The sequence below is a fragment of the Pseudomonas sp. NUPR-001 genome (assembly GCF_052147955.1).
GTDB lineage: Bacteria > Pseudomonadota > Gammaproteobacteria > Pseudomonadales > Pseudomonadaceae > Aquipseudomonas.
The window spans coordinates 2,172,820-2,196,838 of sequence record NZ_CP197353.1 but is presented as its reverse complement, the minus strand read 5'-3'; the positions used below and the strand labels follow the sequence as shown (position 1 = coordinate 2,196,838).

21 protein-coding genes are annotated in these 24,019 nt (G+C 60.3%); 15 read left to right on the top strand and 6 right to left on the bottom strand.

The window, feature by feature from the left end; all coding sequences use genetic code 11:
- Positions 1–58: 58 nt before the first annotated feature.
- From ACP6KB_RS10010 to ACP6KB_RS09995, 4 genes are read right to left on the bottom strand one after another with little or no spacing between them, the layout of a single operon-like run.
- Positions 59–412: a RidA family protein gene (locus ACP6KB_RS10010; RefSeq protein WP_442113566.1), complete on the bottom strand. Its 354-nt coding sequence runs from the start codon at positions 410–412 to the stop codon at positions 59–61.
- 12 nt (positions 413–424) lie between these two features.
- Positions 425–1,813 carry an FAD-dependent oxidoreductase gene (locus ACP6KB_RS10005; protein ID WP_442113565.1) on the bottom strand — a complete coding sequence of 463 codons (1,389 nt, stop codon included), beginning with the start codon at positions 1,811–1,813 and terminating at the stop codon, positions 425–427.
- Positions 1,803–2,144: a (2Fe-2S)-binding protein gene (locus ACP6KB_RS10000; RefSeq protein ID WP_442113564.1), complete on the bottom strand. Its 342-nt coding sequence runs from the start codon at positions 2,142–2,144 to the stop codon at positions 1,803–1,805. The genes ACP6KB_RS10005 and ACP6KB_RS10000 overlap by 11 nt, the downstream gene beginning before the upstream one ends.
- A complete protein-coding gene (locus ACP6KB_RS09995) occupies positions 2,134–3,258 on the bottom strand; it encodes an NAD(P)/FAD-dependent oxidoreductase (RefSeq protein ID WP_442113563.1) in 1,125 nt (374 codons plus the stop codon). The genes ACP6KB_RS10000 and ACP6KB_RS09995 overlap by 11 nt, the downstream gene beginning before the upstream one ends.
- Before the next feature lie 155 nt (positions 3,259–3,413).
- Between ACP6KB_RS09995 and ACP6KB_RS09990 the strand changes: the two genes are divergently transcribed.
- On the top strand, positions 3,414–4,313 hold the full coding sequence (locus tag ACP6KB_RS09990; protein ID WP_442113562.1) for a LysR substrate-binding domain-containing protein: 900 nt from the start codon (positions 3,414–3,416) through the stop codon (positions 4,311–4,313).
- A 109-nt stretch (positions 4,314–4,422) separates the two neighbouring features.
- Here ACP6KB_RS09990 and ACP6KB_RS09985 read toward each other — a convergent pair whose 3' ends face one another.
- Positions 4,423–5,322, bottom strand: a complete 900-nt coding sequence (locus ACP6KB_RS09985; RefSeq protein ID WP_442113561.1) for a LysR substrate-binding domain-containing protein — start codon at positions 5,320–5,322, stop codon at positions 4,423–4,425.
- Between the two features lie 104 nt (positions 5,323–5,426).
- Here ACP6KB_RS09985 and ACP6KB_RS09980 point away from each other — a divergent pair, with 104 nt between their 5' ends.
- The 5 genes from ACP6KB_RS09980 (at position 5,427) to ACP6KB_RS09960 (ending at position 8,729) form a co-directional block, all read left to right on the top strand.
- Positions 5,427–6,398 carry a DMT family transporter gene (locus tag ACP6KB_RS09980; RefSeq protein ID WP_442113560.1) on the top strand — a complete coding sequence of 324 codons (972 nt, stop codon included), beginning with the start codon at positions 5,427–5,429 and terminating at the stop codon, positions 6,396–6,398.
- 106 nt (positions 6,399–6,504) lie between these two features.
- Positions 6,505–7,257, top strand: coding sequence for a carbonic anhydrase (locus ACP6KB_RS09975; protein ID WP_442113559.1), 753 nt, complete (start codon positions 6,505–6,507; stop codon positions 7,255–7,257).
- Between the two features lie 75 nt (positions 7,258–7,332).
- A complete protein-coding gene (locus ACP6KB_RS09970; protein WP_442113558.1) occupies positions 7,333–7,812 on the top strand; it encodes a VOC family protein in 480 nt (159 codons plus the stop codon).
- A 51-nt stretch (positions 7,813–7,863) separates the two neighbouring features.
- Complete coding sequence (locus tag ACP6KB_RS09965; RefSeq protein WP_442113557.1) at positions 7,864–8,175, top strand: chorismate mutase; 312 nt, start codon at positions 7,864–7,866, stop codon at positions 8,173–8,175.
- Positions 8,172–8,729 carry a nucleotidyltransferase family protein gene (locus ACP6KB_RS09960; RefSeq protein WP_442113556.1) on the top strand — a complete coding sequence of 186 codons (558 nt, stop codon included), beginning with the start codon at positions 8,172–8,174 and terminating at the stop codon, positions 8,727–8,729. Before ACP6KB_RS09965 ends, ACP6KB_RS09960 begins: the two co-directional genes overlap by 4 nt.
- A 117-nt stretch (positions 8,730–8,846) precedes the next feature.
- On the opposite strand, the gene ACP6KB_RS09955 is transcribed toward ACP6KB_RS09960, so the two are convergent.
- Positions 8,847–9,806: a LysR substrate-binding domain-containing protein gene (locus ACP6KB_RS09955; protein WP_442113555.1), complete on the bottom strand. Its 960-nt coding sequence runs from the start codon at positions 9,804–9,806 to the stop codon at positions 8,847–8,849.
- Between the two features lie 99 nt (positions 9,807–9,905).
- Between ACP6KB_RS09955 and ACP6KB_RS09950 the strand changes: the two genes are divergently transcribed.
- From ACP6KB_RS09950 to ACP6KB_RS09910, 9 genes are all read left to right on the top strand, one after another.
- A complete protein-coding gene (locus tag ACP6KB_RS09950; RefSeq protein ID WP_442113554.1) occupies positions 9,906–10,997 on the top strand; it encodes a tartrate dehydrogenase in 1,092 nt (363 codons plus the stop codon).
- A gap of 197 nt (positions 10,998–11,194) precedes the next feature.
- Positions 11,195–12,793 carry a BCCT family transporter gene (locus ACP6KB_RS09945; protein WP_442113553.1) on the top strand — a complete coding sequence of 533 codons (1,599 nt, stop codon included), beginning with the start codon at positions 11,195–11,197 and terminating at the stop codon, positions 12,791–12,793.
- A 162-nt stretch (positions 12,794–12,955) separates the two neighbouring features.
- Positions 12,956–14,077: an aromatic ring-hydroxylating oxygenase subunit alpha gene (locus ACP6KB_RS09940; protein ID WP_442113552.1), complete on the top strand. Its 1,122-nt coding sequence runs from the start codon at positions 12,956–12,958 to the stop codon at positions 14,075–14,077.
- 51 nt (positions 14,078–14,128) lie between these two features.
- Entirely contained in the window at positions 14,129–15,577 is a 1,449-nt protein-coding gene (locus tag ACP6KB_RS09935) for an NAD-dependent succinate-semialdehyde dehydrogenase (RefSeq protein WP_442113551.1), read from the top strand.
- 61 nt (positions 15,578–15,638) lie between these two features.
- On the top strand, positions 15,639–16,610 hold the full coding sequence (locus ACP6KB_RS09930) for a PDR/VanB family oxidoreductase (RefSeq protein WP_442113550.1): 972 nt from the start codon (positions 15,639–15,641) through the stop codon (positions 16,608–16,610).
- A gap of 203 nt (positions 16,611–16,813) precedes the next feature.
- Positions 16,814–18,835, top strand: coding sequence for a type VI secretion system Vgr family protein (locus tag ACP6KB_RS09925; RefSeq protein ID WP_442113549.1), 2,022 nt, complete (start codon positions 16,814–16,816; stop codon positions 18,833–18,835).
- Positions 18,832–19,683: a DUF4123 domain-containing protein gene (locus ACP6KB_RS09920; protein WP_442113548.1), complete on the top strand. Its 852-nt coding sequence runs from the start codon at positions 18,832–18,834 to the stop codon at positions 19,681–19,683. Before ACP6KB_RS09925 ends, ACP6KB_RS09920 begins: the two co-directional genes overlap by 4 nt.
- Positions 19,680–22,961, top strand: a complete 3,282-nt coding sequence (locus ACP6KB_RS09915; RefSeq protein ID WP_442113547.1) for a toxin VasX — start codon at positions 19,680–19,682, stop codon at positions 22,959–22,961. Before ACP6KB_RS09920 ends, ACP6KB_RS09915 begins: the two co-directional genes overlap by 4 nt.
- On the top strand, positions 22,958–23,905 hold the full coding sequence (locus ACP6KB_RS09910; protein WP_442113546.1) for a hypothetical protein: 948 nt from the start codon (positions 22,958–22,960) through the stop codon (positions 23,903–23,905). The genes ACP6KB_RS09915 and ACP6KB_RS09910 overlap by 4 nt, the downstream gene beginning before the upstream one ends.
- Positions 23,906–24,019: the final 114 nt, after the last annotated feature.

Below are 24,019 nucleotides of genomic sequence, written 5' to 3'. Positions count from 1 at the left end.
CTCCAGAACGCTTTATTTTTATCAGTACATTGAGCTGTTGAAATGCAGCAACTATTGATTACTGCGCCGCCACCGCAACGATTTCGATGCGGATATTGTCGTCATCAAACGAAACGCCTGCGGTTGCACGCGCAGGTTCTGCTCCGGGGGCTACCCACTGGCTCCACTCATCGTTCATTCCGGCAAAATCGCCGACCATGTCTTTCAACCAGATTTGCACGTTCAACAGTCGCGACTTCGACGTCCCGGCCGTTTCCAGCAGCTCGTCCAGGCGCGCCAGCACTTGCCGGGTCTGGCCTGCGATGTCTTCATTGAAATCCGTCGCGACAATCCCGCTCAGCCATACCAGCCCGTTGTGTGTAACGGCCCGGCTAAGGCGCGGGGTTCTTTGCAGCCGTTCGATTGTGCTCATGACAACTCCTGATCAGCCAAGGGTGGATTCACTGGCCAGTTGACCGAGGGTCACTGGCTTGATCGGCGGGCGGATGCGGTAGTAGCCAACACTCGCCGCCGGTACGTTGCGTTGATCGGCAATGATTTGCGTCACGGTCAGGCCACACAGCCGACCCTGGCAGGGGCCCATGCCGCAACGGCCAAAGGCTTTGGTTTGATTCGGGCCCTGACACCCCAGCTCGACATAGCGGCGCACTTCGCCGGCCGTCACTTCCTCACAGCGACAGACGATGACCTCGTCGGCAGGAATGCGGGTTTGCACCAGGGGGCGATAAATCGCATCGATCAGTGGCCGCGCTGCCAGGTGGCGACTCAAAGCAGCCTGCAGCGGCTGTGCCTGACGCTCGAACAGGTCGGTACTCAGGCGCTGCAACTGTTGCGCAACCGCCAGCGCAGCCAACCGTCCTTGCAGCGCCGCCGCCAAGGCGCCGCTGATAGCCCCGCCGTCACCGGCGATGAACACCCCTGGCAGGCTGGTTTCGCCCCAGCGATCGCGGGTTGCCTGCCAGCACAACTGGGCTTCATTCCACTGGTGCTCCAGGCGCAAAGACCAACTGATCTGCGTATTGGGAACCACACCTTGGTGCAGCAGAATCAGTTCGGCTTCGATACGCTGCTCGCCACTGGCATTCACGAACGACAGCGCTTGTGCACGCGCCTGCCCTTCAATCCGCAATGCGTGTGCACCGCGATAGTGTTTAACGCCGGCACGACGCAAACGGTTGAGCAGCGACAGCCCTTTGAGCAGGTCTGGCCAGCCTTTAAGTGCGCGCGGTACGTGCTTCCAGGCGCGCAACATATCCGCGCGGGTCGAGGTGTCGACCAGTGCTGCGACGTTCGCACCGGCATTGAGGTATTGCACCGCCAGCAGATACAGCAACGGCCCACACCCAGCCAGCACCACCGGTTTAGCCGGCAACAGTGCGGCGTTTTTCAGCAGGATCTGCCCGGCGCCGGCCGTCATCACCCCTGGCAATGTCCAGCCCGGCACCGGCATTGGCCGTTCATAGGCCCCGGTGGCGATCAGCAAGCATCGGGGCTTGATCACGTAGGCCTGGCCGTCGAGCACGTAGTGCGTGTGCTTATGCTCATCAACCAACCAGACTGACGCGCCCTTGATGTAGCGGGCGCCAGAGGCCAGAAATTCATCGGCCAGACGCAGACCGTCTTCATAGTCAGGTCCGAGCACGGCGCGTTGAGACGCATCGGTGTGCTGGACATTGCGATAGATTTGCCCGCCCGGCGCGGGCTGCTCATCGAGCACCGTCACCGACAAGCCATGGCGCATCGCTTGCACCGCGGCACTCATGCCTGCCGGGCCTGCACCAATGATCAACAGGTCGACCGTATCAGCACTCATTGTCGCTACCCTCATTCATTGCACCGGCTGGCACAGCACGCGCACCGTGTTGGCTGAATACCCGCATCCCGCTCTGCACGGTGATCATGCAGGCCTGACAATTCGGCACGCCGTCGACCTCCACCAGGCATTCGAAACACACGCCCATCAGGCAATACGGCGCACGGGGGCTGTCGCTGACCGGCGTGCGGCGGCAGTTTCTGACACCGCTGACCAGCAGTGCCGCCGCTAACGAGATCCCGGCGGGCACCGACACGCGCTGGCCATCAAACTCAATATCACTCACCCCCTGCTCACGCGGCAGCTGGGTAAAAAGGCTGTCAGCTGACATGTGCAAGGTCCTGTGCAGGGGAAAAACGACTGAGGGTGAAGGCGCTCACTTGCGCAACAGGCTCGGTCCCGGCAATCCAGCGAGCCAGTTTCAAGGCATGCGCCGCCGCCAGGGTCACGCCGCTGTGGCAAGACACCAGGTAACAGCCGGGCGCGTTGTCCAGCTCTTCATAGATTGGTGCGCCATCCGGACTCAGAACGCGCAAGGCGCCCCAGGCGCGGACCAAGCGGACGTTTTCCAGTAACGGGAAGCAGGTGACGGCACGGGCGGCAATGAGTGCCATGACCGAGGCGCTGGTGCGGTCATCGAGCCCCACACGCTCCGCCGAATCGCCCAGTTGAACCGTGCCTTCATCGGTCTGGCGCACATAAGTGGTCGGATGATGGAGAAACGCCTGCATCCGTTCGGTAATCAGAATCTGTCCGCGGCTCGACTCAATCGGCACCTGATGCCCAAGCATCGCGGCAAGCGGCTTGTTGCCAAGCCCGGCGGCCAGCACCAAACGCGCAGACGTGGCTGGCCCCTCATTGGTCTCAATCCTGTAACCGCTCGCCAGCGGGCTGATGCCAGTGACCTTGCGTCCGTTGAGAATCTGTACCCCCCGCCGCTTGCAGGCGGCGTGCAAGGCATGGAGCAATTTCAGCGGATTGACGTGGCCATCCATCGGCGAGTAGCAAGCACCGACCACGCCTGAGCCAACGCCAGGCAGACGCTTGCGCAGCTCTGCGCCCTCAAGCACATCGAAGGGATACTCCCCCCCCTGCGCCGTCTGAATCGAGCGCAGCATGTGGACCTCTTCAGCCAGTTCCGCATCGGAAAGGCACAGCTGAAAGCCACCAGGTTGCTTGAGATGAACCTCAATGCCAGTGTCGGCCAGCAGCATGGCCGCCAGCTCCGGCCACAGCGCCACGGACGCGCGCGTCCAACCGGTATAGGGCGCCATTTTGTAACCCTTGCCCTGCACCCAGAGCAGACCGAAATTGCCACGCGAAGCCCTGAACGCAGTGTCGCCTTCATCCAGCACTTGGACGCTTAGCCCCTGCCTTGAAAGGCCGTAGGCGATGGCCATACCCACCAGACCGCCACCGACAACGGTGAAATCACATTTTTGCATAAGGCCTGCTTCATCTGCTTCCGGGTCAGCAAGACATCTGCAGATGCCGGAAATCGGGATAGAACGTTTGTTTTTTCAGATGCTAGGGCGCTTATGCTGCGCTGAAAAATGCTTTATTTTGGGTAAGCCATGTCTTTTTGTTATGGAGTCCTTGAGTGAACCTTCGTCAGCTGGAAGCCTTTCGTGCGGTGATGCTCGGCCAGACCGTGACGCGCGCCGCCGAAATGCTGCATATCTCGCAGCCTGCCGCCACGCGGCTGATCCTGTCGCTGGAAGAAAACATCGGCTTTGCGCTGTTCGAACGCACCAAGGGCCGCTTGCAACCCACCGCAGAAGCCCTGGTGCTGTATGAGGAAGTCCAGCGCTCGTTGCTCGGTGTCGAGCGCATCGCACGCACCGCGCGAGAGATCGCCAACCTCACCCGAGGCTCATTGCAGATTGCCTGCGTTCCGGCATTGGGGTTGTCGTTCATGCCACGCGCGATCAATGCCTTTTTGCAGACCCATGAACAGGCGCAGGTCAGCCTGGTGGTGCAGTCGTCGCGAGAAGTCGTCGACGCCATCGTCGGCGAACGCTGCGACATAGGCTTCATCGCCCAACCCAACGCCTACGCCAGCCCTTGGGGTGAGAAGCTCATTACCTCGTATCTGCTCTGCGCACTGCCGGTTGCGCATCGCCTGGCGGCCAAGGAGGTGATCGTTCCGGAAGACCTGGAAGGCGAGGCGTTCATCTCGTTCCCGCAAACGGTGGCGTCTCGGCAACACATCGATGCCATCTTTGCCGCGCACGCGGTAGAGCGTCAGTTGAATGTGGAAACCCAGCTGTCCACGGCGATGTGCAAGTTTGTCGAGCAAGGGACTGGGGTAGCCCTGGTGGATGTCATCAGCGCCCGGGAGTATCAGGGACAGGGTATTGTCTTCAGACGCTTTGAACCGGCCATTGAAATGGACTTCGCCATGTTGTTGCCGCCACAGAAAAAAATGTCGAAGTTTCATGAGCGCTTTGTCCAGCACATCAAGGCGTTCGTCGCTAACGAACGTCTGACCCGCTGGTGAAATCAACACACTGACATTCCATGAAAAAGGACTTTCCCTTGAACAAGAAACAACGCGGCGAGTTCAGACGGTGCCAACGGCCTATTTGAAGCAATAGCCGCAGGTTGTGTCAGGTCGGCCGCTGTTGCTCATCCGACAAGAAGCTCACCAACTGACGACCATGCGTACTCAGCGACTCCCAGCCCTTGATGCACAGGCGCAGCTCAAGCGTTGCCCAGCGCTCTTCGAGCAATACCATGCGTACCGGTAGCTCCTGTTCCATACGCAGCGCCGTGGTTTGCGGCAGCATGGCGATGCCGGCACGCTGGGCAACCAGTTGGGCGATGGCTTCGAAGCTGGGGGCGCGCACGCGTATCTGCAACGGCATCGCCAGTTTCATCGCCCGCTCTTCGACAAAACGCTGCATGGCCCGCTCGGCCGGCATGCCGATGAAGGGATAGCCCAAGGCGTCACGCAGCTGCGTGTGTTCGCGTTCCGCCAGCGGGTGACCGGTGGGCACCAGCATCACCAGGCGTTCGCTGCGAAATGGCAACGACAACACCCCATCGCTGATGACGCTGCCGTCATACACACCGATTTCGCATTCACCCGTGAGCACTGCACGCATGACGTCTGCGCTTCTGTACTCGGTCAGTTGCAAATCCACTTCCGGGTAATCGGCCAGGAACGCGCCCAGCACGGCGGGCAACAGGCTGCTGGTGGTGACGGTGGTGGCGGCCAGGCGCAAAGTAATACGGCGCCGACCGGTCAGCTCTTTGAGGGTGTCGTTGAGCTTCTGTGCCTCGCCCAGCACGCTGCTCGCCGCTTCCAGCACCAGGCGGCCGGCCGGCGTCAGTTGCATGCCGTCGGCTTTGCGGGTGAATACTGCAAAACCGCAGCGCTCCTCGAACAGGCGCAGGCGGGTGCTGGCGGCGGAGACCGCGACCGGAATGCTGGCAGCGGCCTTGCTCAGGCTGCCGGAGGTGGAGATCGCAACCAGCAGGCGCAAATCGGCGAGATCAAAGTGCACAGGGCTTCTCTTTTGGCGAAGGCTTCGTTCTGATAAATGCGATTCTGCGCCAACTGCCTTCACTTTAGAATAACGCCAGTCTATTCCCCTCTATTGAGCTGCTGATGAATACATTACGTGGGTTGCTCCAGCGCTGCGTGCACAACGGCAGCCTGTTTGCGGTGTTGTCGGCGTTGGGTTTCAGCTTCAAGGCGATTTTCGTCAAGTTGTCGTATGCGGCCAGCCAGGTCGATGCGATTACCCTGCTGGCGATGCGCATGGGCTTGGCGCTGCCGCTGTTTGCCTGGCTGGTATGGGCCAGCCGCGACCCGAAAAGTGCGCCACTGAGCCTCGGCGATGGCCTGCGAGTAATGCTCTTGGGGTTGTTCGGCTATTACTTGGCGAGCCTGTTCGATTTCTATGGGCTGCAGTACATCAGCGCCGGGCTGGAACGCCTGATTCTGTTTACCTACCCCACACTGGTGCTGGTGTTCCAGGCCATTGCACTGCGTGAGCGCCCTACCCCGCGCACCCTGTTGGCGATGGGCTTGTGCTATTTGGGCCTGGGCATCGCCTTTGTGCACGACGTCAGTGTCGCCGGGCTGGGTGGGCAGGTGGTGCTCGGCGCTGCCTGGGTGTTCGCCAGTGCGGTCACCTACGCCCTGTATTACTCAGGCACCGGGGTCATGCTCAAGCGTATGAGCTCGATGCGCCTGGCAGGGTTGGCAGGCGGTGCTTCTTCGCTGATGGTGCTGACGCACTATGTGCTGGTCGCCGATTTCACCCGGGTTGCGCAGTTGCCGGGATCAGTCTGGCTGTATGCCGCGCTGATGGCTGTGTTTTCGACCGTGTTGCCGATCTATTGGGTGGCCTTGGCGATTCAACGCATGGGCGCCACCCACACCGCGGCGATCGGTAATCTGGGGCCGGTACTCACGGTGCTGGCATCCTGGGCCTTGCTCAGTGAGGAGGTATCGGTCTACCAGATGATCGGCCTGGCCTTGGTGCTGTTCGGGGTTTCACGGTTGAAACCGGCTTCGGCAAAAACGTCGGCCCAAGCAGGTGATCAGCCCGTCAGCGCGGCACAAAAAACATAGTGGCAGCGCTCTACTAAACTTCAGGGTCCCGGTGCGGCGAGCGCATCAACGCACCGGGTTCCCAACAGTAGTTACTCCCACCGAGTTGACCTGAGTACACACCATCATGTGTAAATCATGCGATTCAACTTCCTCATCCAATACAACCGACCGTCGTGGATTTCTTCGTATCGCAGGGATTGGCACCAGCGCCTTGCTGCTGGCCGGCGCGCTGCCTGACCGGCTTGCCTTGGCTGCGGAGAAAACCTCAACGCCCCCTAAACCCCAGAACGCGATCAACCCCGACCAGGCGTTGCAGCGTTTGCTTGCTGGTAATGAGCGCTACGTAAGCGGCAACTCAGACACCCACGATTTCAAGGATGAGCGCGAAGCCTTGGTCTCCGGGCAGAACCCGTTCGTCGCGGTGCTCAGTTGCTCCGACTCACGGATCGCGCCGGAGTATGCCTTCGACACGGCACGCGGTGATCTTTTCGCCATCCGCGTGGCCGGCAATTTTGTCACCGACGAAGGCCTGGCCAGCCTGGAATACGCCGTGGCAGTGCTCGGCGCGCCGTTGATTCTAGTGCTGGGCCATGAGAGCTGTGGCGCTGTCGATGCCGGGATCAAAGCGTTGAAAGATCACACCGTATTCCCCGGGCACATCCCGAAACTGACCGAGGCGCTCAAACCCTCTATCGAAAAGGTGGTCAACCAACCCGGCGATCTGCTGGCAAACGCCACGGCTCAAAGCGTCAAAGACTCGGTGCAGCGCCTTAAAGGCGCTACGCCGCTGATCACCGATGCGCTGGGCAAAGGCACCCTGAAAATAGTCGGCGGTGTCTATCGTCTGGCTACCGGTAAAGTCGAGCTGATTGCCTGAAGCTGAACACGGGCAAGGAGGCCCATTTGCCAGCGACTACACTGACAGTCCCCGTCCCGACTGCGGAGACTGACCATGACCAGCAAGAACACCATTTGCCTGTGGTTCGAGGGTGACGCCCTGGACGCGGCAACTTTTTACGCTCAAACCTTCCCGGACAGCGCCGTGGTGGCGGTGCACCCTGCCCCTGGCGACTACCCTTCAGGCAAGCAAGGCGATGTATTGACCGTAGAGTTCACGGTCATGGGCATTCCCTGCCTGGGCCTGAACGGCGGGCCAGTGTTCAAACACAGCGAAGCCTTCTCCTTTCAGGTCGCGACCGATGATCAAGCCGAAACCGATCGCTTATGGAATGCCATCGTCGGCAACGGTGGCGAAGAAAGTGTCTGTGGTTGGTGCAAGGACAAGTGGGGCCTGTCCTGGCAGATCACACCACGGGCACTGACGGCGGCTATCACCCATCCTGACAAAGCTGCGGCCAAGCGCGCGTTCGAAGCGATGATGGAGATGGGCAAGATCGATATTGCCGGGATTGAAGCAGCGTTGAAGGGTTGATCCGGGTAGCATGGCGGCTGCATTGCCCCACACACTCAGGAGAGGTTTCACATGGACGTACAGTGCAAATCCATTGACGAGGTGCGCCAGCACATCGACTGCATCGACCGCGACCTGGTCGTCTTGCTGGCCCGTCGTGGTCATCTGGTGAACCAGGCCGCCTCCTTCAAGCGCAGCAGCGCCGATGTCCGCGCCCCGGCCCGGGTCGAGCAGGTGATCGCCAAGGTGCGGGGTATCGCCGTGCAAACCGGCGCCAATCCGCAGGTAGTTGAACGGGTGTACCGGGCGATGATCGAGGCCTTCATCGAAGAGGAACTCAAGACCCACGCCGCGCTGACTGGCAGTCAAGGAAACCCTGCATGACACTGACCGCCGAAGGCCTGCTCAGCATTGCCATGAGCAACCCGATAAACGCCGAGCTTACTGCACGTCTGCCAGCGTTGGGCGTGGACCAGTGCCTGCTCACTGCGGGCTGCCTGTTTCAGGCAGTGTGGAACCATCAGGCGCAATTGCCCACGGCGTGGGGCATCAAGGATTACGACGTTTTTTACTTCGACAATGACTTGTCCTGGGAAGCCGAGAACGAGGTGATTCAGGCGGCGCAAAAGCTGTTTCAAGACCTTGAGGTGAATATCGAGGTCAAGAACCAGGCGCGCGTGCACCTTTGGTACACAGCGCGTTTTGGTCGGCCTTATCCGCAGTTGCTTTCGGCCAGGGATGGCGTTGATCGTTACCTGATTGCCGGTACCTGTATCGGGTTGGATGTTGCCAGTGGCGAGGTGTATGCGCCGTATGGCCTGGAAGACATTGAACACGGACTGTTGCGCATCAACCCGAAAAACCCGCAGCCGGATCTGTTTGAGCAAAAAGCCAAAAGTTACCAGTCCCGTTGGCCCTGGCTAAAGATCTCGCCGTAGGCGCGGGCTTGACCCGCGAAGCGATGTGCCTGACTAACCGCGATCGCGGGGCAAGCCCGCTCCCACCGGAGGCGCGGTTTGTAGGAGCGGGCTTGCCCCGCGAGGCGATGTGCCTGACTAACCGCGATCGCGGGGCAAGCTGCTCCCACCGGAGGCGCGGTTTGTAGGAGCGGGCAGGGTGTAGCGCTCGGCAAAATATTGACGGAAGAACTCCACCGCCACCCGCACCTTGGCCGAACTGGCCAGCGGCGAGGTGTACACCGCCCAGATATCCGCCGGTTGATGGTAGTCGGCCAACACCTGCACCAGGCGTCCATCGGCCAGGCTGTCATGCACATCCCACCATGAGCGCAGCAATATCCCGCGCCCATCCAGGCACCATTGGTGTGCCACTTCACCATGGTTGCTCGACAGGCTGCCAGTGACGCGCACACTCTCTTCACCCGTGGGCCCTTCCAGTTGCCAGATCCCAAAGGGGTGGTCGCGCTCTTTGATCACCAGGCAATCATGACTGGCCAGCTCAGCCAGCACTTTCGGCGTACCACGCCGCGCCAGGTACGCCGGTGAGGCGCACAGCACCCGGCGGTTGCGGGCCAACGGCTTGGCAATCAGGTTAGGGGCAATCACGTTGCCTACGCGGATATCCAGGTCCACGCCTTCTTCGATCAGGTCGACCAACCGATCATGCACATCCAGGCGAATGTCCAGGCGCGGATAACGCTCGGCCAGCTCCGACAAGGCTGGCGCCACGAACCGCCGCCCCAGGCCCAGGCTGCTGGCAATCCGCAGTTGCCCGGCTGGTTCGCGGTGCTGCGAGCTGATGTCATCGCCCATACGCTGCACAGCATCGAAAATCTGCTGCGCCCACTGGTAGACCCGCTCGCCCTCCTCGCTCACCGTCACCCGCCGGGTGGTGCGGTGCAGCAAGCGCACCTCCAGCGTTTGTTCAAGCACACGAATGCGCTTGCTGATGAACGCCGCCGACATGCCCAGTTCGTCGGCCACGGCGGCGAAGCTGGCACGCTTGGCCACTTGCAAGAAAATATTGAGGTCGTCGAGGCTCGGTAGATTATTCACGTTTTGTGCACTAAGAATCTATGAATGGCGAGATTATCTCTGAATCAAGCCCTTATAGCATGAGCCGCACCTGTTCCCTAGACAACGAGTGCGCCCCTCATGAGCAAGACATTCAAAATCGCTGCGATCCCTGGCGACGGCATCGGCATCGAAGTACTTCCTGAAGGTATCCGCGTGGTCGAGGCCGCTGCCCGCAAGCATGGCCTGGATATCAGCTTTGAATTCTTCGAATGGGCCAGCTGCGACTACTACCTGGCCCACGGCAAGATGATGCCAGACGACTGGTTCGAGCAGCTCAAGGGCTTCGACGCCTTGTACTTTGGTGCCGTCGGTTGGCCAGACAAGGTCCCGGACCACATCTCCCTGTGGGGCTCGCTGCTCAAGTTCCGCCGCGACTTCGACCAGTATGTAAACATCCGCCCGGTGCGCCTGTTCCCCGGCGTGCCGTGCCCATTGGCCGGTCGCGAGCCCGGTGATATCGACTTCGTGGTGATCCGCGAGAACACCGAAGGCGAGTACTCGTCGCTGGGCGGACGCATGTTCGAAGGCACCGAAAACGAGTTCGTCCTGCAGGAGTCGGTGTTCACCCGCCGTGGTGTCGATCGCATCCTCAAGTACGCCTTCGATGTGGCGCAAACCCGCGAGCGCAAGCACGTAACCTCGGCCACCAAGTCCAACGGCATGGCCGTGAGCATGCCGTACTGGGACGAGCGCACCGCCGCCATGGCTGCCAATTATCCGGAAATCAGCTGGGACAAGCAGCACATTGATATTCTCTGCGCCCGCTTCGTGCTGCAGCCGGAGCGCTTCGATGTGGTGGTGGCGTCGAACCTGTTCGGCGACATCCTCTCCGACCTCGGCCCGGCCTGCGCTGGCACCATCGGCATCGCGCCATCGGCCAACCTCAACCCCGAGCGCAAGTTCCCGTCGCTGTTCGAACCGGTGCACGGCTCGGCCCCGGACATCTTCGGCAAGAACATCGCCAACCCGATCGCGATGATCTGGTCCGGTGCGCTGATGCTCGAATTCCTCGGCAATGACGGCAGTGACCCGCGCTATCGCGCCGCGCATGACGACATTCTCAAGGCCATTGAGCAAGTCATTGCCAGCGGCAACACCACCCGCGACATGGGTGGCAGCAAGTCGACCCAGGAAGTGGGTCAGGCGATCACTGCATTGATCGAAGCGTGATGAGTGGGGGCCGATTATCAGAATTGTCTGACAAACCGGCCCCTTCCCTCTTGCGAGCGGCAACGATTGAATGCAGAATCTGTTAACCAAAAGATTCACGTTAACCCTAAGTTAACAAACCAAGGAAGGAGCTACACCGCAACACCCCGGAACGCCTGCCGGGTATAGATAAGTACGCCAACGTCCAGGAGACGATGATGTCGCACAAAAATAAAAAGATTGATGTGTTCCTGATTGCTGTGAGTTTGATTGCCGTGCTGCTCACTGTAATAGGCCTTGCTGTATTCCCTAGCGAAGCTGAAAGCGCCGCTAACCAGTTGTTCGAATTGTCTACCCGCACCTTTGGCACCAGCGTTCAAGTGCTGGTGTTCGGTAGTTCCCTGGCTGTGCTGTACCTGGCCTTCAGCAAATACGGCAACATCCGCCTTGGCAGTGGTAAACCCGAGTACGCCACGGCGACCTGGGTGTTCATGTTCATCTGCGCCGGCATGGGGTCCTCGACCCTGTACTGGGGGGTGATGGAATGGGCTTACTACTACCAGACCCCTGGCCTGAACATCGCCGCGGCGACGCCCAAGGCGCTTGAGTACAGTATCAGCTACTCGTTCTTCCACTGGGGCGTCAGTGCCTGGTCGATCTACGCCCTGGCGTCGCTGGCGATGGCGTATCACTTCCATGTCCGCAAGAAAAGCGGCCTGAACCTGGCCTCGATCGTTGAAGCGGTTACCGGCTTCAAGGCCACTGGCCCTGTCGGCCGTACCGTCGACCTGATCTTCCTGCTGACCATGATGGGTGCCCTGACCGTATCGCTGGCCCTCACCGCCTCGACCCTGACCCGCGGCCTGCATGACCTGGCCGGCACCCCGGACACTTTCACCGTGCAGTTGATGGTGATCGGTGCGGTGGCAATCATGTTCTCGCTCAGTTCCTACATCGGTATTGATGGCGGCCTGCAGCGCTTGAGCAAAATGGTGTGCATCGGCGCACTGGTGTTTGCAGCGGTGGTGCTGCTGGTCGGCCCGACCCAGTTCACCATCAACAACACCGCCAATGCCGTGGGTCTGATGATCCAGAACTACGTGCACATGAGCCTGTTCACCGACCCGGCCGGCGACGGTGCCTTCACCCGTAACTGGACCGTGTTCTACTGGCTCTGGTGGGTGTCCTACGCTCCAGGCGTGGCGATGTTCGTGACCCGCGTATCGCGCGGCCGGCAGATCAAGGAAGTGGTCTTCGCCCTGCTGCTCGGTGGTAGCTTCGGTTGCTGGTTCTTCTTCGGCGCCCTGGAAAGCTACAGCATGCACCAGTTCATCAGCGGTGCCGTGGACGTGCCGAAAATGCTCAGCGAACAAGGCGGTGAGTCGGCCGTGACCCACCTGTTGCTTGCCTTGCCGTGGGGCCAGGTGTTCCTTGGCGTGTACCTGTTCATCATGGCGATCTTCTGTGCATCGCACATGGACGCTGCCGCCTATGCGGTAGCCGCGACCAGCACCCGTAACCTCAGCGAAGGCGACGACCCGACGCCAACCCATCGCCTGTTCTGGTGTGTGGTGCTGACCCTGGTGCCGCTGGCCATGCTGTTTGCCAAGGCCTCGTTGTCGACCATGAAAACCGCTGTGGTGCTGACCGCGATCCCGTTCATGGTGATCCTGCTGGTGAAGATCTATGGCTTCTTCAAGTGGATGATCCAGGACTACGGCCAGGTACCGGCCTACCGCATTGAAGAAGAAGCGGCGCGTATGGCCGGTGAGGAGCCGCAACACCAGGCCCCACGCAGCGCTGCTGCCGTGCACTAAACACCCGCTGTAGGAGCGGGGTTGCCCCGCGATCGCGGTGTGTCAGCCATGACGCATCGCGGGGCAAGCCCGCTCCCACCAGACAAATTTTTTTGCCTTGCTTGTTAACTGATAGATACACGTTAACTGATAACTAAAAAACCGAGCTTGTGAGACCTGATCATGAATGACTTCAAACGCCTGCCCGCCGATTTCTGCGCCAACGCCGAAGAGGCGTTCACCATCCCTGCCAGCTTCTACACCCAAGCGGCAGTGTTCGAGCACGAGAAAGAAAACATCTTCGCGCGCAGCTGGATCTGCGTCGGCCACCGCAGTGAAGTGGCAGAAAACAACGCCTACATCACCCGCGAAGTGATCGGCGAGAGCATCATCGTTGTGCGCGGTCGCGACAGCGTGCTGCGCGCTTTCTACAACGTGTGCCCGCACCGTGGTCACCAGCTGCTCAGCGGCAACGGCAAGGCCAAGAACGTCATTACCTGCCCTTACCACGCCTGGACCTTCAAGCTCGATGGCGACCTGGCCCACGCCCGTAACTGCGACAACGTGGTGAACTTCGACAAAGAGAACTCGTCGCTGGTGCAACTGCGCGTCGAAGAGTACGCAGGCTTTATCTTCATCAACATGGACATGGAAGCAGGCTCGGTAGAAGACCAGTTGCCAGGTCTGCAAAAGCGTATGCGTGAAGCCTGCGCAGTGATCGACGACTTGCACCTGGCCGCGCGTTTTGTCAGCGACACGCCAGCCAACTGGAAATCGATCGTCGACAACTACCTCGAGTGCTACCACTGCGCTCCGGCTCACCCTGGTTTCTCCGACTCGGTCGACGTTGGCCAGTACAGCCACACCATGTTCGGCAACTGGACCTTGCAGTACGGTCTGGCCAAGCCATCGGAGCAGTCGTTCAAGTTCGACGAAGACGTCAAAGACCCCTCCTTCGCCGGTTTCTGGGCCTGGCCGTGCACCATGTTCAACGTGCCGCCAGGAGCGAACTTCATGACCGTGATCTACGAGTTCCCGGTTGACGCTGAAACCACCCTGCAGCACTACGACATCTACTTCCTCAACAAGGACATCACCGAAGAGCAGCAGAAGCTGATCGACTGGTACCGCGAAGTGTTCCGCCCTGAAGACCTGCGTCTGGTCGAAAGCGTGCAGAAGGGCCTCAAGTCCCGCGGTTACCGTGGCCAGGGCCGGATCATGGCTGACCGTGAGCGCAGCGGCATGAGCGAGCACGGCATCGCCCACTTCCACAACCTGATCGCCGTCGCCCACCTCAACGACTGATAACCCGCGCCGCAGGCTTCACAGCCTGCGGCGGCCTTCGGAGTGCCTTGCGTGAAACTCAATGACAATAAGCTGTTCCGCCAGCAGGCGTACATCGCCGGACGCTGGTGCGACGCCGATGATGGCCGCAGCCTGGCGGTCACCGACCCGGCCAACGGTGAAGTGCTCGGCAGCGTGCCGCTGATGGCTGGTGCCGAAGCGGTCCGCGCCATCGAAGCGGCCGAAGCCGCCTTGGGCGACTGGCGCGCGCGCACCGCCAAAGAACGTGCGCAGATTCTACGCCGCTGGTTCGAACTGCTGCTCGAACACGAGCAGGACCTGGCACGCCTGATGACCTTCGAACAGGGCAAACCGCTGCACGAAGCCCTGGGCGAAATTCGCTATGCCGCATCGTTCGTCGAGTGGTTCGCCGAAGAAGGCAAACGCATCTACGGCGACGTGATTCCAAGCCCGGCCAATGACAAGCGTCTGCTGGTAATCAAGCAAGGCATCGGCGTGTGCGCCGCCATCACGCCGTGGAACTTCCCGGCAGCGATGATTACCCGCAAGGTCGCCCCTGCCCTGGCCGCCGGCTGCACCATCGTGGTCAAACCCGCCAACGAAACGCCCTACTGCGCCCTGGCCCTGGCTGAACTGGCCGAACGTGCCGGCGTACCGGCCGGCGTGTTCAGCGTAGTAACCGGTGATGCACCGGCAATTGGCGCGCAGTTCACGGGCCACCCTTCGGTCCGCAAGCTGAGCTTCACCGGTTCCACGCCAGTGGGTCGCCTATTGATGGGCCAGTGCGCTGAAACCATCAAGAAAGTCAGCCTGGAACTGGGCGGCAACGCGCCGTTCATTGTCTTTGACGATGCCGACATCGAGGCGGCAGTCGAAGGCGCACTGATCGCCAAGTACCGCAACGCCGGTCAGACCTGCGTGTGCGTTAACCGCTTCTACATCCACGACAGCGTGTACGACCAGTTCAGCCAACGCTTCATTGAGCGTGTGCAGCAACTGGGCGTCGGCCATGGCAGCGCCGAAGGCACGCAGATCGGTCCGCTGATCAGCGACAAGGCAGTGGCCAAGGTGCGCAGCCTGATCGACGACGCCGTCGGCAAAGGCGCCGAACTGGTCCTTGGCGGCCAGGCGCATGCCTTGGGTGGCAACTTCTTCGAGCCGACCGTGCTGGCCAATATCGGCCCGGGCATGGAACTGCTGGAAGAGGAAATCTTCGGCCCGGTGGCAGCGCTGGTGCGCTTTAGCAGCGACGCCGAAGTCATCGCCCTGGCCAACGCCACCCAGTACGGCCTCGCCGCCTACTTCTACAGCCGTGATATCGCCCGGGTGTTCAAGGTCGCCGAGCAACTGGAGTACGGCATGGTCGGCGTCAACACCGGCTTGATCTCCAACGAGGTCGCGCCGTTCGGTGGCATCAAGCAATCGGGCCTGGGCCGTGAAGGCTCCAAATACGGCATCGAAGATTATCTGGAAATCAAATACCTGTGCCTCGCCGTTTGAGCGAACACGGGTTTCGGGACGCGGCAGGGCCTGCCGCGCGCCCTTGCAGTCGAGGTGAATCATGGCCAACAAATATGAAATGTTCAGCGTCCAGGTAACCGCAGTCGAACAGGCTACGCCGCTGATCAAGCGCTTCACCCTGGCCCGCGAAGACGGCGCGCCAATGCCCGCCTTCACCGGCGGCAGCCATGTCATCGTACAGATGCAGGGCGCTGATGGCAGCCAGCTCAGCAATGCTTACTCGCTAATGAGCGACCCGCGCGACACCCGCAGCTACCAGATCGGTGTGCGCCTGGAAGAGCAGTCCAAAGGCGGTTCGGCGTTCATGCACCAGCAGGTGCAGGTTGGCACCCGCTTGACCATCTCCTCGCCCAACAACCTGTTCGCCCTCGACCCCACTGCCGGTCGCCATGTGTTGATCGCAGGCGGCATCGGCATCACCCCGTTCCTGGCCCAGTTGCACGAGCTCGAAGGCGGCGCCACCGGCTACGAACTGCACTACGCCTTCCGCGCGCCGGAGCACGGTGCGTTCCAGGAGCAACTGGCCAGCGGCCCACATGCCGACAACACCCACTTCTACATCGACAGCCTGGATCGCAAGCTTGACCTGAGCGCCCTGTGCGCCAACCTGGCTGACGATGCTCACCTGTACGTGTGCGGGCCCAAGCCGTTGATCGATGCCGTGATCGCCACGGCCGCCAAGGCCGGTATTGCCGAGCAGCGCGTGCATTGGGAACAGTTCGCCGCCGCACCGGTGAGCGGTGCTGCCTTCACCGTGGTACTGGCGCAATCAGGTATTGAGCTGCAGGTAGAAGAAGGCATGAGCATTCTTCAGGCCATCGAGAAATCCAAGGCTGCCAAGGTCGAGTGCCTGTGCCGTGAAGGTGTGTGTGGCACCTGCGAAACCGCCATCCTGGAAGGTGAAGCCGAGCACTTCGACCAGTACTTGAGCGATGACGAAAAAGCCGCACAGCAAAGCATCATGCTCTGCGTGTCGCGCGCACGTTCAGCACGCCTGGTGCTGGACCTGTAATCCACACTCACACGGTAGAGCAACAGTCTTGCCCAGTGGCGGCGCGCTGGCCTCTTGGTCAACGGTCACTCGGGCAAGGCCTCCAATCAGTAGCCCCCACCATCGATAAATGCCGACGCATTTTCGGAAGCGTCTGACATCATCTCCCAGCAGAGCCAGGTAGTGTTTCCGGGTTGATTTTCTTCCCGTTTAAGGAAAAACACATGCCTGCCAACACTGCGCACTTTACGCTAGAAATCCCTTCAGTTCGCAACGACTTCAAGGTCCTGGGCTTCCACGGCACTGAAACCATCAGTTCCCTGTACGCGATTCAGGTGGAGTTGGTCAGTGAATACGCCAACTTCGCTATCGAAAGCCTGCTCGGCCAACCCGCCTTCCTGCAATTCGGCCGCAACGGCGAAGGCCTCCACGGCCAGATCGAAAACGCCCAGATCAGTGAGCCGGGCACACGCCTGACCCGCTATCACCTCACCCTGGTCCCGGCCCTGCATTACCTGCAGTTCAGCCACAACCAGCGGATTTTCCAGCAACTGAGCGTGCCGCAGATTATTACCCAGGTGCTCCAGGAGCATGGCATTCAGGCCGATGCTTTTACCTTCCATGTCAGCCCCAGCCCGGAACGCGAATACTGCACGCAGTATGACGATGCCTCTGACTTTGACTTCATCCAGAGGCTATGCAGCGAAGAAGGCATTGCCTGGCACCACGAGCATAGCTGCGATGGCCACCAACTGGTGTTCACCGACCATCAGACCTTCTTCCCCAAACTCGGGGCGACGCCTTTTCAGCAGGACAGCGGCAGGGTGGCCGAGCACCCAGTGGTCAACCGGTTCTCCCAACGCCTCAGCACACGTACCAGCCGCGTCACTCACCGCGACTATGACCTTAAACGCCCGAGCCGGTTACTGGAAAGCCAATCCAGCGCCGACTTCAGCCCTGTCCTTGAAGACTACCGCTACCCCATACCCTTCAACACTGAAGAGCACAGCAAACGGCTGGCCCGCCAAGCCTTGGAGCGGCACCGGATCGACTACCAACTGGTCGAAGGAACAAGCGATCAACCCGAGTTGCGCAGCGGTCATTTTTTCGACCTGATCGAACACCCGCGCAAAGCCTGCAACAACTTGTGGCTGCTGCTCAGCGTGACCCACGAAGGCAAGCAGCCGCAGGTGTTTGAGGAGTCAGCCAACAGCGGCGGGCAAACCGAAGACGGCTTCAGCCAAGGCTATCGCAACAGTTTCAGCACCATTCCCTGGGACGTGTTCTACCGACCGCCGCTGGTCACCCGTGAAGCGGTGTTGGTCAGCCAGACCGCACGCGTCACCGGCCCCGAGGGCGAAGAAATCTACTGCGATGAATTCGGCCGGGTGAAAGTCGAGTTCCACTGGGACCGTGCCGAGCTGAACAGCGACAAAAGCAGTTGCTGGTTGCGGGTGGCCTCCAACTGGGCGGGTCCGGGGTTTGGCGCAGTGACGGTGCCGCGCATCGGCATGGAAGTGCTGGTGACCTATCTGGAGGGCGACCCCGACCAGCCGCTGATCAGCGGCTGCATTGCCAACAAGCTCACACCAACGCCCTACCCTTTGCCCGCCAACAAGACCAAGACCGTGTTGCGCAGCCGCAGCACGCCCAACAGCAGCGGCTACAACGAACTGTCGATCGAAGACCGCAGCGGTCAGGAGCTGATCTACCTGCGGGCCCAGCGCGATATGGCGCAAAAGATCGAGAACGACAGCCGCCTGGAAGTCGGTAACGAGCGGCGGGCAACCATCAAGGGCAACAGCATCGTGATGCTCGAAGCTGAAGAGCAGCACAGGGTGAGCGGCGACCGTAAAGTCGAGCTGCAAGCCAACGACTACCTGCACGTCGCCAACAGCAGTCATTCCCAGGTCGGGCAAACGCTGGTGACCGATGCCGGTCAGCAAGTGCACCTCAAGGCCGGAGCCCAGGTGGTGCTCGATGCCGGGGCCAGCATCAGTTTGAACGGTGGTGGTCAGCACATTGTGATCGGGCCTGGGGGTGTTTTCAGTAGCGTACCCATCGTTCTGGGTGGCGCGCCGATTTTGGGGACTCCCGTAGAGCAGGCTTTGCCAGTTGCACCGATAGCCACCGAGGCGCCGCCTGCGTTGTCGCTGGTTGACCAACAAGCGACATTGATACAAACCGCTCAGCAAGCCGCCCCTTTCTGTGCCGCCTGTCAAAAATTGGCGGAGCCGAACCCATGAATCAGGCTTATCTACTGCTCGATGGTGCCCTGATCGATAACCTGCCGGGCCGCCTGCTGGCGCTTACCGGCAGTACACCGTATCAATCGCTGTATCAACACACGGCGTACCGCGCGCTGCTGGCGGTGAGCCCGGTGTTGGTGCCGGTTATTCCGGGCAGCCCGCTAGCACTGCATTTTGCCCAGGAGTGGAATGAGACGTCGGGTATTTGGCTGGAGTCCGAGGCGAAAGAGTCAGTGCTAATGCAGCACCTGCGCAGCCTGGTTCACGTCCGCGTCGAGGGTGACGTCAGCGTGTTCTTTCGTTACTACGACCCCCGAATCACGCACCTATGGCTGGCAGGCCTGGAACCCCGGGAGCGGGATCGGTTGATGGGGCCGATCCGCCTGATTTCATTGCCGGAGTCGCTGTACCCCGGCGGGATCATTCGCCAGGAAAGCCCTGAGCAGCCCATCGCGCAGTACAGGGATAAGCCTTGGCTATTCCTTTCCCCCGAACAGGTGGCGCATTTGAACGGTGCCAAACGCCAGCGCCTGACCGAGCAACTGATCGAGCATTGCCAGCAATACGTTCCCCAGCGTCTGCAAGGCCTGGATCTCGCTGCACAACAGCAGTGGGCTTTGGATTGTCAGTGCAGCGCTGAGCGCCACGGCTACAGCGCCGTCGATCAAGTCACGTGTTGGGCCAACCTTCGCGCCGTGCTAGGCGACGAATTCCCTAACGCGGCAGACCACGCGGTTTACCGCCGGATCTTGGACAAGAAAGGCGTATTGCCTGCACAACGTCTCGACAACCTAAGTGCCGAGCTTCAACGCCAACTGCTCACCGAGAAGGAACTGATCGCATGAGTGCAGAAAAACTGGCAATGGTCGACCGATTGGCTCAGGCCGACCGCGCCGCCAAAGCGCTGCCCCACGAAGATATCAACAGCTACATCACGCCCTGCCTTGCCAGTAAACCTGACCTGTTCGTGGTCCCGGTGCGCTATGCCCTGGCCGAAGAACCCGCAGCCCACCCCAGTTGCACCCCCGGCGTTACCACCCGCAGCCATCCCTTGGCGGCTCGCCGCTTGCGCAGCGGCTTTCTCTACCTGTGGCAACACCAGGGCCCGCTCAAGCGCTATGCCGTCGGGCAGAACGGTTTGCTCAGCGAACAAACGCTGGACGAAGACGACACCCGCTTGATCGAAGGCACCCTGGCGGGGTTGGCCCTGGCAAAAGTCCATGACGCCTGGATGCTCTACTGCGAATACCCCCTGCCCCTGGAACAGTGCGAGGCGTTAAGCACCAGCAATGCCCTGCGCAACACGCACATGCGCCGCATCGCCTTGCGCACGGTGGCCAACGAGCTGCAGGCGCCGCACTGCCCACCGCTGAGCTGCGCCGATCAGGTCATCGCCGAACTGATCCCCACCACCTACGCCCGCGCGTTGAAGGCCGATTACAAAAACGGTGATGACGACACCGCCGCGCTGGGGGCGGCGGTCATGAAAGAACCCACCACCGCCACTATCGATGCCTACACCAAGGCGATGCACCGCGCCCGTGAACGGGAAAATTTCATCCACCAACACCCCGAGGCCAGTGACGAGGCGCCGGGCCAGTGGAGTGCCGAAGCATGGCAGGGGCAAAGCACCCGGGACTGGCTGGAAAGCGCCCAGGCCCAGGCCAAAGGCTGGTACCCGGTGTTTGCCTGCCTGGACGACGACCTCGGCGTACTGCGTGATATCAACCATGAGCAAGAGTGGGTGGAAGCGCGACACGAACAGTGGGTCGGCGACAACAACCTGCGCCTGAGCGTCGGCGGGTTTGTGCGCAGCCTGGTCAGCGAAGACGGTGCTGAACTGGCGGGTACGCTCAACTACAGCTACAGGGGCCGCGGCTTCAGCCTCACGCCTGAACAGGGCAAGGTCATGCTCGACGCCCGGGATCGCCAGCACCAACTGGACGCTGAACTTAAAGCGGAAACCCAGGCGCGCCGTTACGGTGGTCACCCCACCCAGGCTGAAGCCGATGCCCGCGATGCGCGCATTGCCGCAATCCTTGCACCGGTGAGGGCCTTTATTCCGGCAGATCTGTACTACGACGCGCAAGAACTGGTGCGCCAATACCGCGAGAAAAAACAGGCAAACCTCGATAACGATTTCCTCAGCGACAAGGTCGCTGAATACATCGACCTCGAGGCGATGAACACCTGGCTTGATACCACCGCGCCCGCGCATTTCCAGCATGTCGAACAACGCCATACCGCCCTGTATCGTGACCGGGGCGTATTCCTCAAGCGCTCAAACAACGGCACCTGGTTTGTCGACTACCACGACCGCGACCACCGCCAATGGCTGACCCAACTGGCCACCGCCTGCCTGACCGCCCAGTGCATCCGCACCCATGGCGCCGAACAATACGCCGACTACGTGCGTGCTGCCGATGGTGGTGCCCTCACTCACCTGTTCCGTGCCTGGACGCCCTCGCTCGATGCCGCCCTCAACACCTCCACACGCCTGGGCGAACTGCTGACAGCGCTGGCCGCCGAAAACCTCGACGCCACCCGCCAAGTCCTGGCGCCACTGGGCAAGTTGATTCTGGACGACCTGGCAAACATGGCCCAACACGCCCCCCATTCGTGGAGCGTGTTGGTCAACCGCCTGGCGGCGGCCTTGCTGTTGCTCAAAGACGGCAACGCCTTCAGCAGCGCCTGGCTCGGCGTGTTCATCGTTGAGCGCCTGGGCAGCGGCACGCGTTTGCAGTCAGTGACCGAGGGTGGCCGACGGCTCTGGCGGTTGCTCGGGGAAAACGCCGAAGGGTTGACCCGCTGGGCGCGTGATACCGGGAAAGCGATTGGTGGCGGGCACGTGAAGCGGATTGCTGGTTCCCCCTTTGTGACCAATAGCGGTGGGGTGGTGCCACTGTTGGTTTTGCTGCTGAATTCGCTGAATGCGAGTAATTACCTGAGTCAGGCTGGGGCTTTGGAGGGGATGGACGATCAGCGTGTTAAAGACACTGTTTCCACGACTTTGTATACCGCTGCCGCGCTGACGGCGGTGATTGATAATCAGGTGCGCAAGGGGCTTGGAAAAGATCGCTTCCTATTTCGTTCAGCTCCGACCCCCACCCTGACCCTGTTTGGTGGGGTGATTGGTGGATTATCCGCCCGTGCAGCATTTGCAGAATTCCAGTCCCTGAAAGGTCAGCTAGAAAGTGCCCAGACTCGGGTCGACCCATGGCTAGAGATGCGTCAGACCGTGGTCGGGGGCCAGATAGCGGCCTATGGGGCTCAGGCACTATTGGGAGTAGTGCAGACGGGCAAAGCCTTAGCCGGTTTAGTGGAAGTTGAAGTTGCCATCATGCGCTATTCACTGTTCATGGGCCCGCTGAACTGGATCATCGTCGCGCTGGGCGTGCTGTACCTGATCACCTGGTTGTTTCAACAAACACCGACGCAGAATTTCCTCAGCGGCTGTTGCTGGTCAAAACTGCGGGCAGGCAATCTGGGGCCTATTCCAGCCAAAGCCCAACAAGCCGAACTCAACCACCTGTACAACATCCTCTATACCCCCCGGGTGAGCATGAAGAGCCACTTGGACATGGGCTTTTACCCTAGTCCCTTGGGGTTGGGCGGCGAAAGCACTATCGACTCCCTGACCATCGACTTGCCTGGGGCCGAGCCCGCTAGCGCCTACCTGCGACTTAGCCTGATGGGTGATCCATGGGATAGCCAGCTCTCCGACTATTTGACCAAACACCGCCCGCCCAGCGAACACCGAGAGGCCAGGCCTTGGCGGAACATGACACCGCACTGGTTGCCCAGCAGCACCTGTAGCTGGATACCGGCCAAAGACGGCCAAGGCTTGCGCCTCAGTGGTCCCTTCAACACCGAATGGGGTGTCCTGGGATCAAAACCGCGCACCGTCTCCCTGCGTCTGTGGTACCGCAACCCCTTAACCGCACTGCTGGGCGCCGGAACCTTTATCGGTGGTGAACGGGGCGTGGCCTTCACCCTGAATGACCACGCAGGCGTCGTTGCCCTGCGCAACGACCCAACTCCAGAACTGGACCAGATGCCGAAATTCGAGCTCGGCGCAGGCCTTCCCGGTGCCCATTACCTGCAACCCAAGGACAACACATGAGTACGCCACCAGCAGGTACCACGAAAAAACGTTTGTTTTCGCGTAATGACTATTTGGCCCCGTTGCCTATTCCTACGGGTAGAAAGCCTTCTGATGTGCTTAACATCATTTGGCGCAAGAACGAGGTATTTCTTGATATCAGCAATTACAACATCGGTTCGGCAGTGCTAGTGATGTGGCCGATGGTAATGCTGTTCTTAACCATCGCTTACTTCACCCGAAACTTCAATACTGACGACAGTCAAGTTACTTTGATAATGGGTGCAATTATTATGGCCCCCGGTGTATTTTTGTTTATATTGGGGCTTTTCCGCGACACCCCTCTACCCGTGCGTTTCAATCGACAACGCCGCGAAGTGTGCGTACCTCAGGCGGATGGCGAGTACTGGATTGTCCCGTGGGAAAGCGTGACGGCCGCAGCGACACAACACTCGTCGGTAAGCCAAGCGGGTAAAAATACCATGGGCTTATTGGTCATCGGCTTTGAGAACCCCGACCCGCAGGCCAAGGACGAACACAAACATTATTCAATGGGCTTCAACTGTGGTGGCGGCACCACCGCCATGGCGTTGTGGGAGTGCATCCGCAGTTACATGGAAGTTGGACCGGACGCCGTTGAAGATCTGACTGCACGCTTCGACAGATCTAAAGGTATATGGGCGACCTACCTGGACGACCTTGTCAAGGCTGCAAAGTTAAGGGGCTGGTTCATCACTCTTATTTGGGAAGGTTTCTGCGGAATTTTCATTTTCAACACGCTACTTATAGACGTTATTGAGCGCTGGAAACTGAACCCACCTCCAAGCCTGACCTACCCCGCCATCATCGAGTGGTCCAAACCACTGCCGCCCGAACAGTGGGCCAAGCGCTCCCCTGAATTGGAAATCGCCATCGCCGAGCGTGAGGCTGAATTGGCTGCACTGGCGGCACAGAAACAAACCTGATGCAGCTTTCAAATAGCGAAACGGAAAACCTGGCTCGGTGGGAGCGGGCTTGAACTGGCCTAATGATCCTGGACACCTCAATCGGGCGCTATGATGGCGCCCAAACCTGAGGTG

Coding starts and splice junctions, on each gene's coding strand:
- ACP6KB_RS10010 (WP_442113566.1), bottom strand. CDS start 412: ATGAGCACAATCGAACGGCTGCAAAGAACCCCGCGCCTTAGCCGGGCC.
- ACP6KB_RS10005 (WP_442113565.1), bottom strand. CDS start 1,813: ATGAGTGCTGATACGGTCGACCTGTTGATCATTGGTGCAGGCCCGGCA.
- ACP6KB_RS10000 (WP_442113564.1), bottom strand. CDS start 2,144: ATGTCAGCTGACAGCCTTTTTACCCAGCTGCCGCGTGAGCAGGGGGTG.
- ACP6KB_RS09995 (WP_442113563.1), bottom strand. CDS start 3,258: ATGCAAAAATGTGATTTCACCGTTGTCGGTGGCGGTCTGGTGGGTATG.
- ACP6KB_RS09980 (WP_442113560.1), top strand. CDS start 5,427: ATGAATACATTACGTGGGTTGCTCCAGCGCTGCGTGCACAACGGCAGC.
- ACP6KB_RS09975 (WP_442113559.1), top strand. CDS start 6,505: ATGTGTAAATCATGCGATTCAACTTCCTCATCCAATACAACCGACCGT.
- ACP6KB_RS09970 (WP_442113558.1), top strand. CDS start 7,333: ATGACCAGCAAGAACACCATTTGCCTGTGGTTCGAGGGTGACGCCCTG.
- ACP6KB_RS09965 (WP_442113557.1), top strand. CDS start 7,864: ATGGACGTACAGTGCAAATCCATTGACGAGGTGCGCCAGCACATCGAC.
- ACP6KB_RS09960 (WP_442113556.1), top strand. CDS start 8,172: ATGACACTGACCGCCGAAGGCCTGCTCAGCATTGCCATGAGCAACCCG.
- ACP6KB_RS09950 (WP_442113554.1), top strand. CDS start 9,906: ATGAGCAAGACATTCAAAATCGCTGCGATCCCTGGCGACGGCATCGGC.
- ACP6KB_RS09945 (WP_442113553.1), top strand. CDS start 11,195: ATGTCGCACAAAAATAAAAAGATTGATGTGTTCCTGATTGCTGTGAGT.
- ACP6KB_RS09940 (WP_442113552.1), top strand. CDS start 12,956: ATGAATGACTTCAAACGCCTGCCCGCCGATTTCTGCGCCAACGCCGAA.
- ACP6KB_RS09930 (WP_442113550.1), top strand. CDS start 15,639: ATGGCCAACAAATATGAAATGTTCAGCGTCCAGGTAACCGCAGTCGAA.
- ACP6KB_RS09925 (WP_442113549.1), top strand. CDS start 16,814: ATGCCTGCCAACACTGCGCACTTTACGCTAGAAATCCCTTCAGTTCGC.
- ACP6KB_RS09920 (WP_442113548.1), top strand. CDS start 18,832: ATGAATCAGGCTTATCTACTGCTCGATGGTGCCCTGATCGATAACCTG.
- ACP6KB_RS09915 (WP_442113547.1), top strand. CDS start 19,680: ATGAGTGCAGAAAAACTGGCAATGGTCGACCGATTGGCTCAGGCCGAC.
- ACP6KB_RS09910 (WP_442113546.1), top strand. CDS start 22,958: ATGAGTACGCCACCAGCAGGTACCACGAAAAAACGTTTGTTTTCGCGT.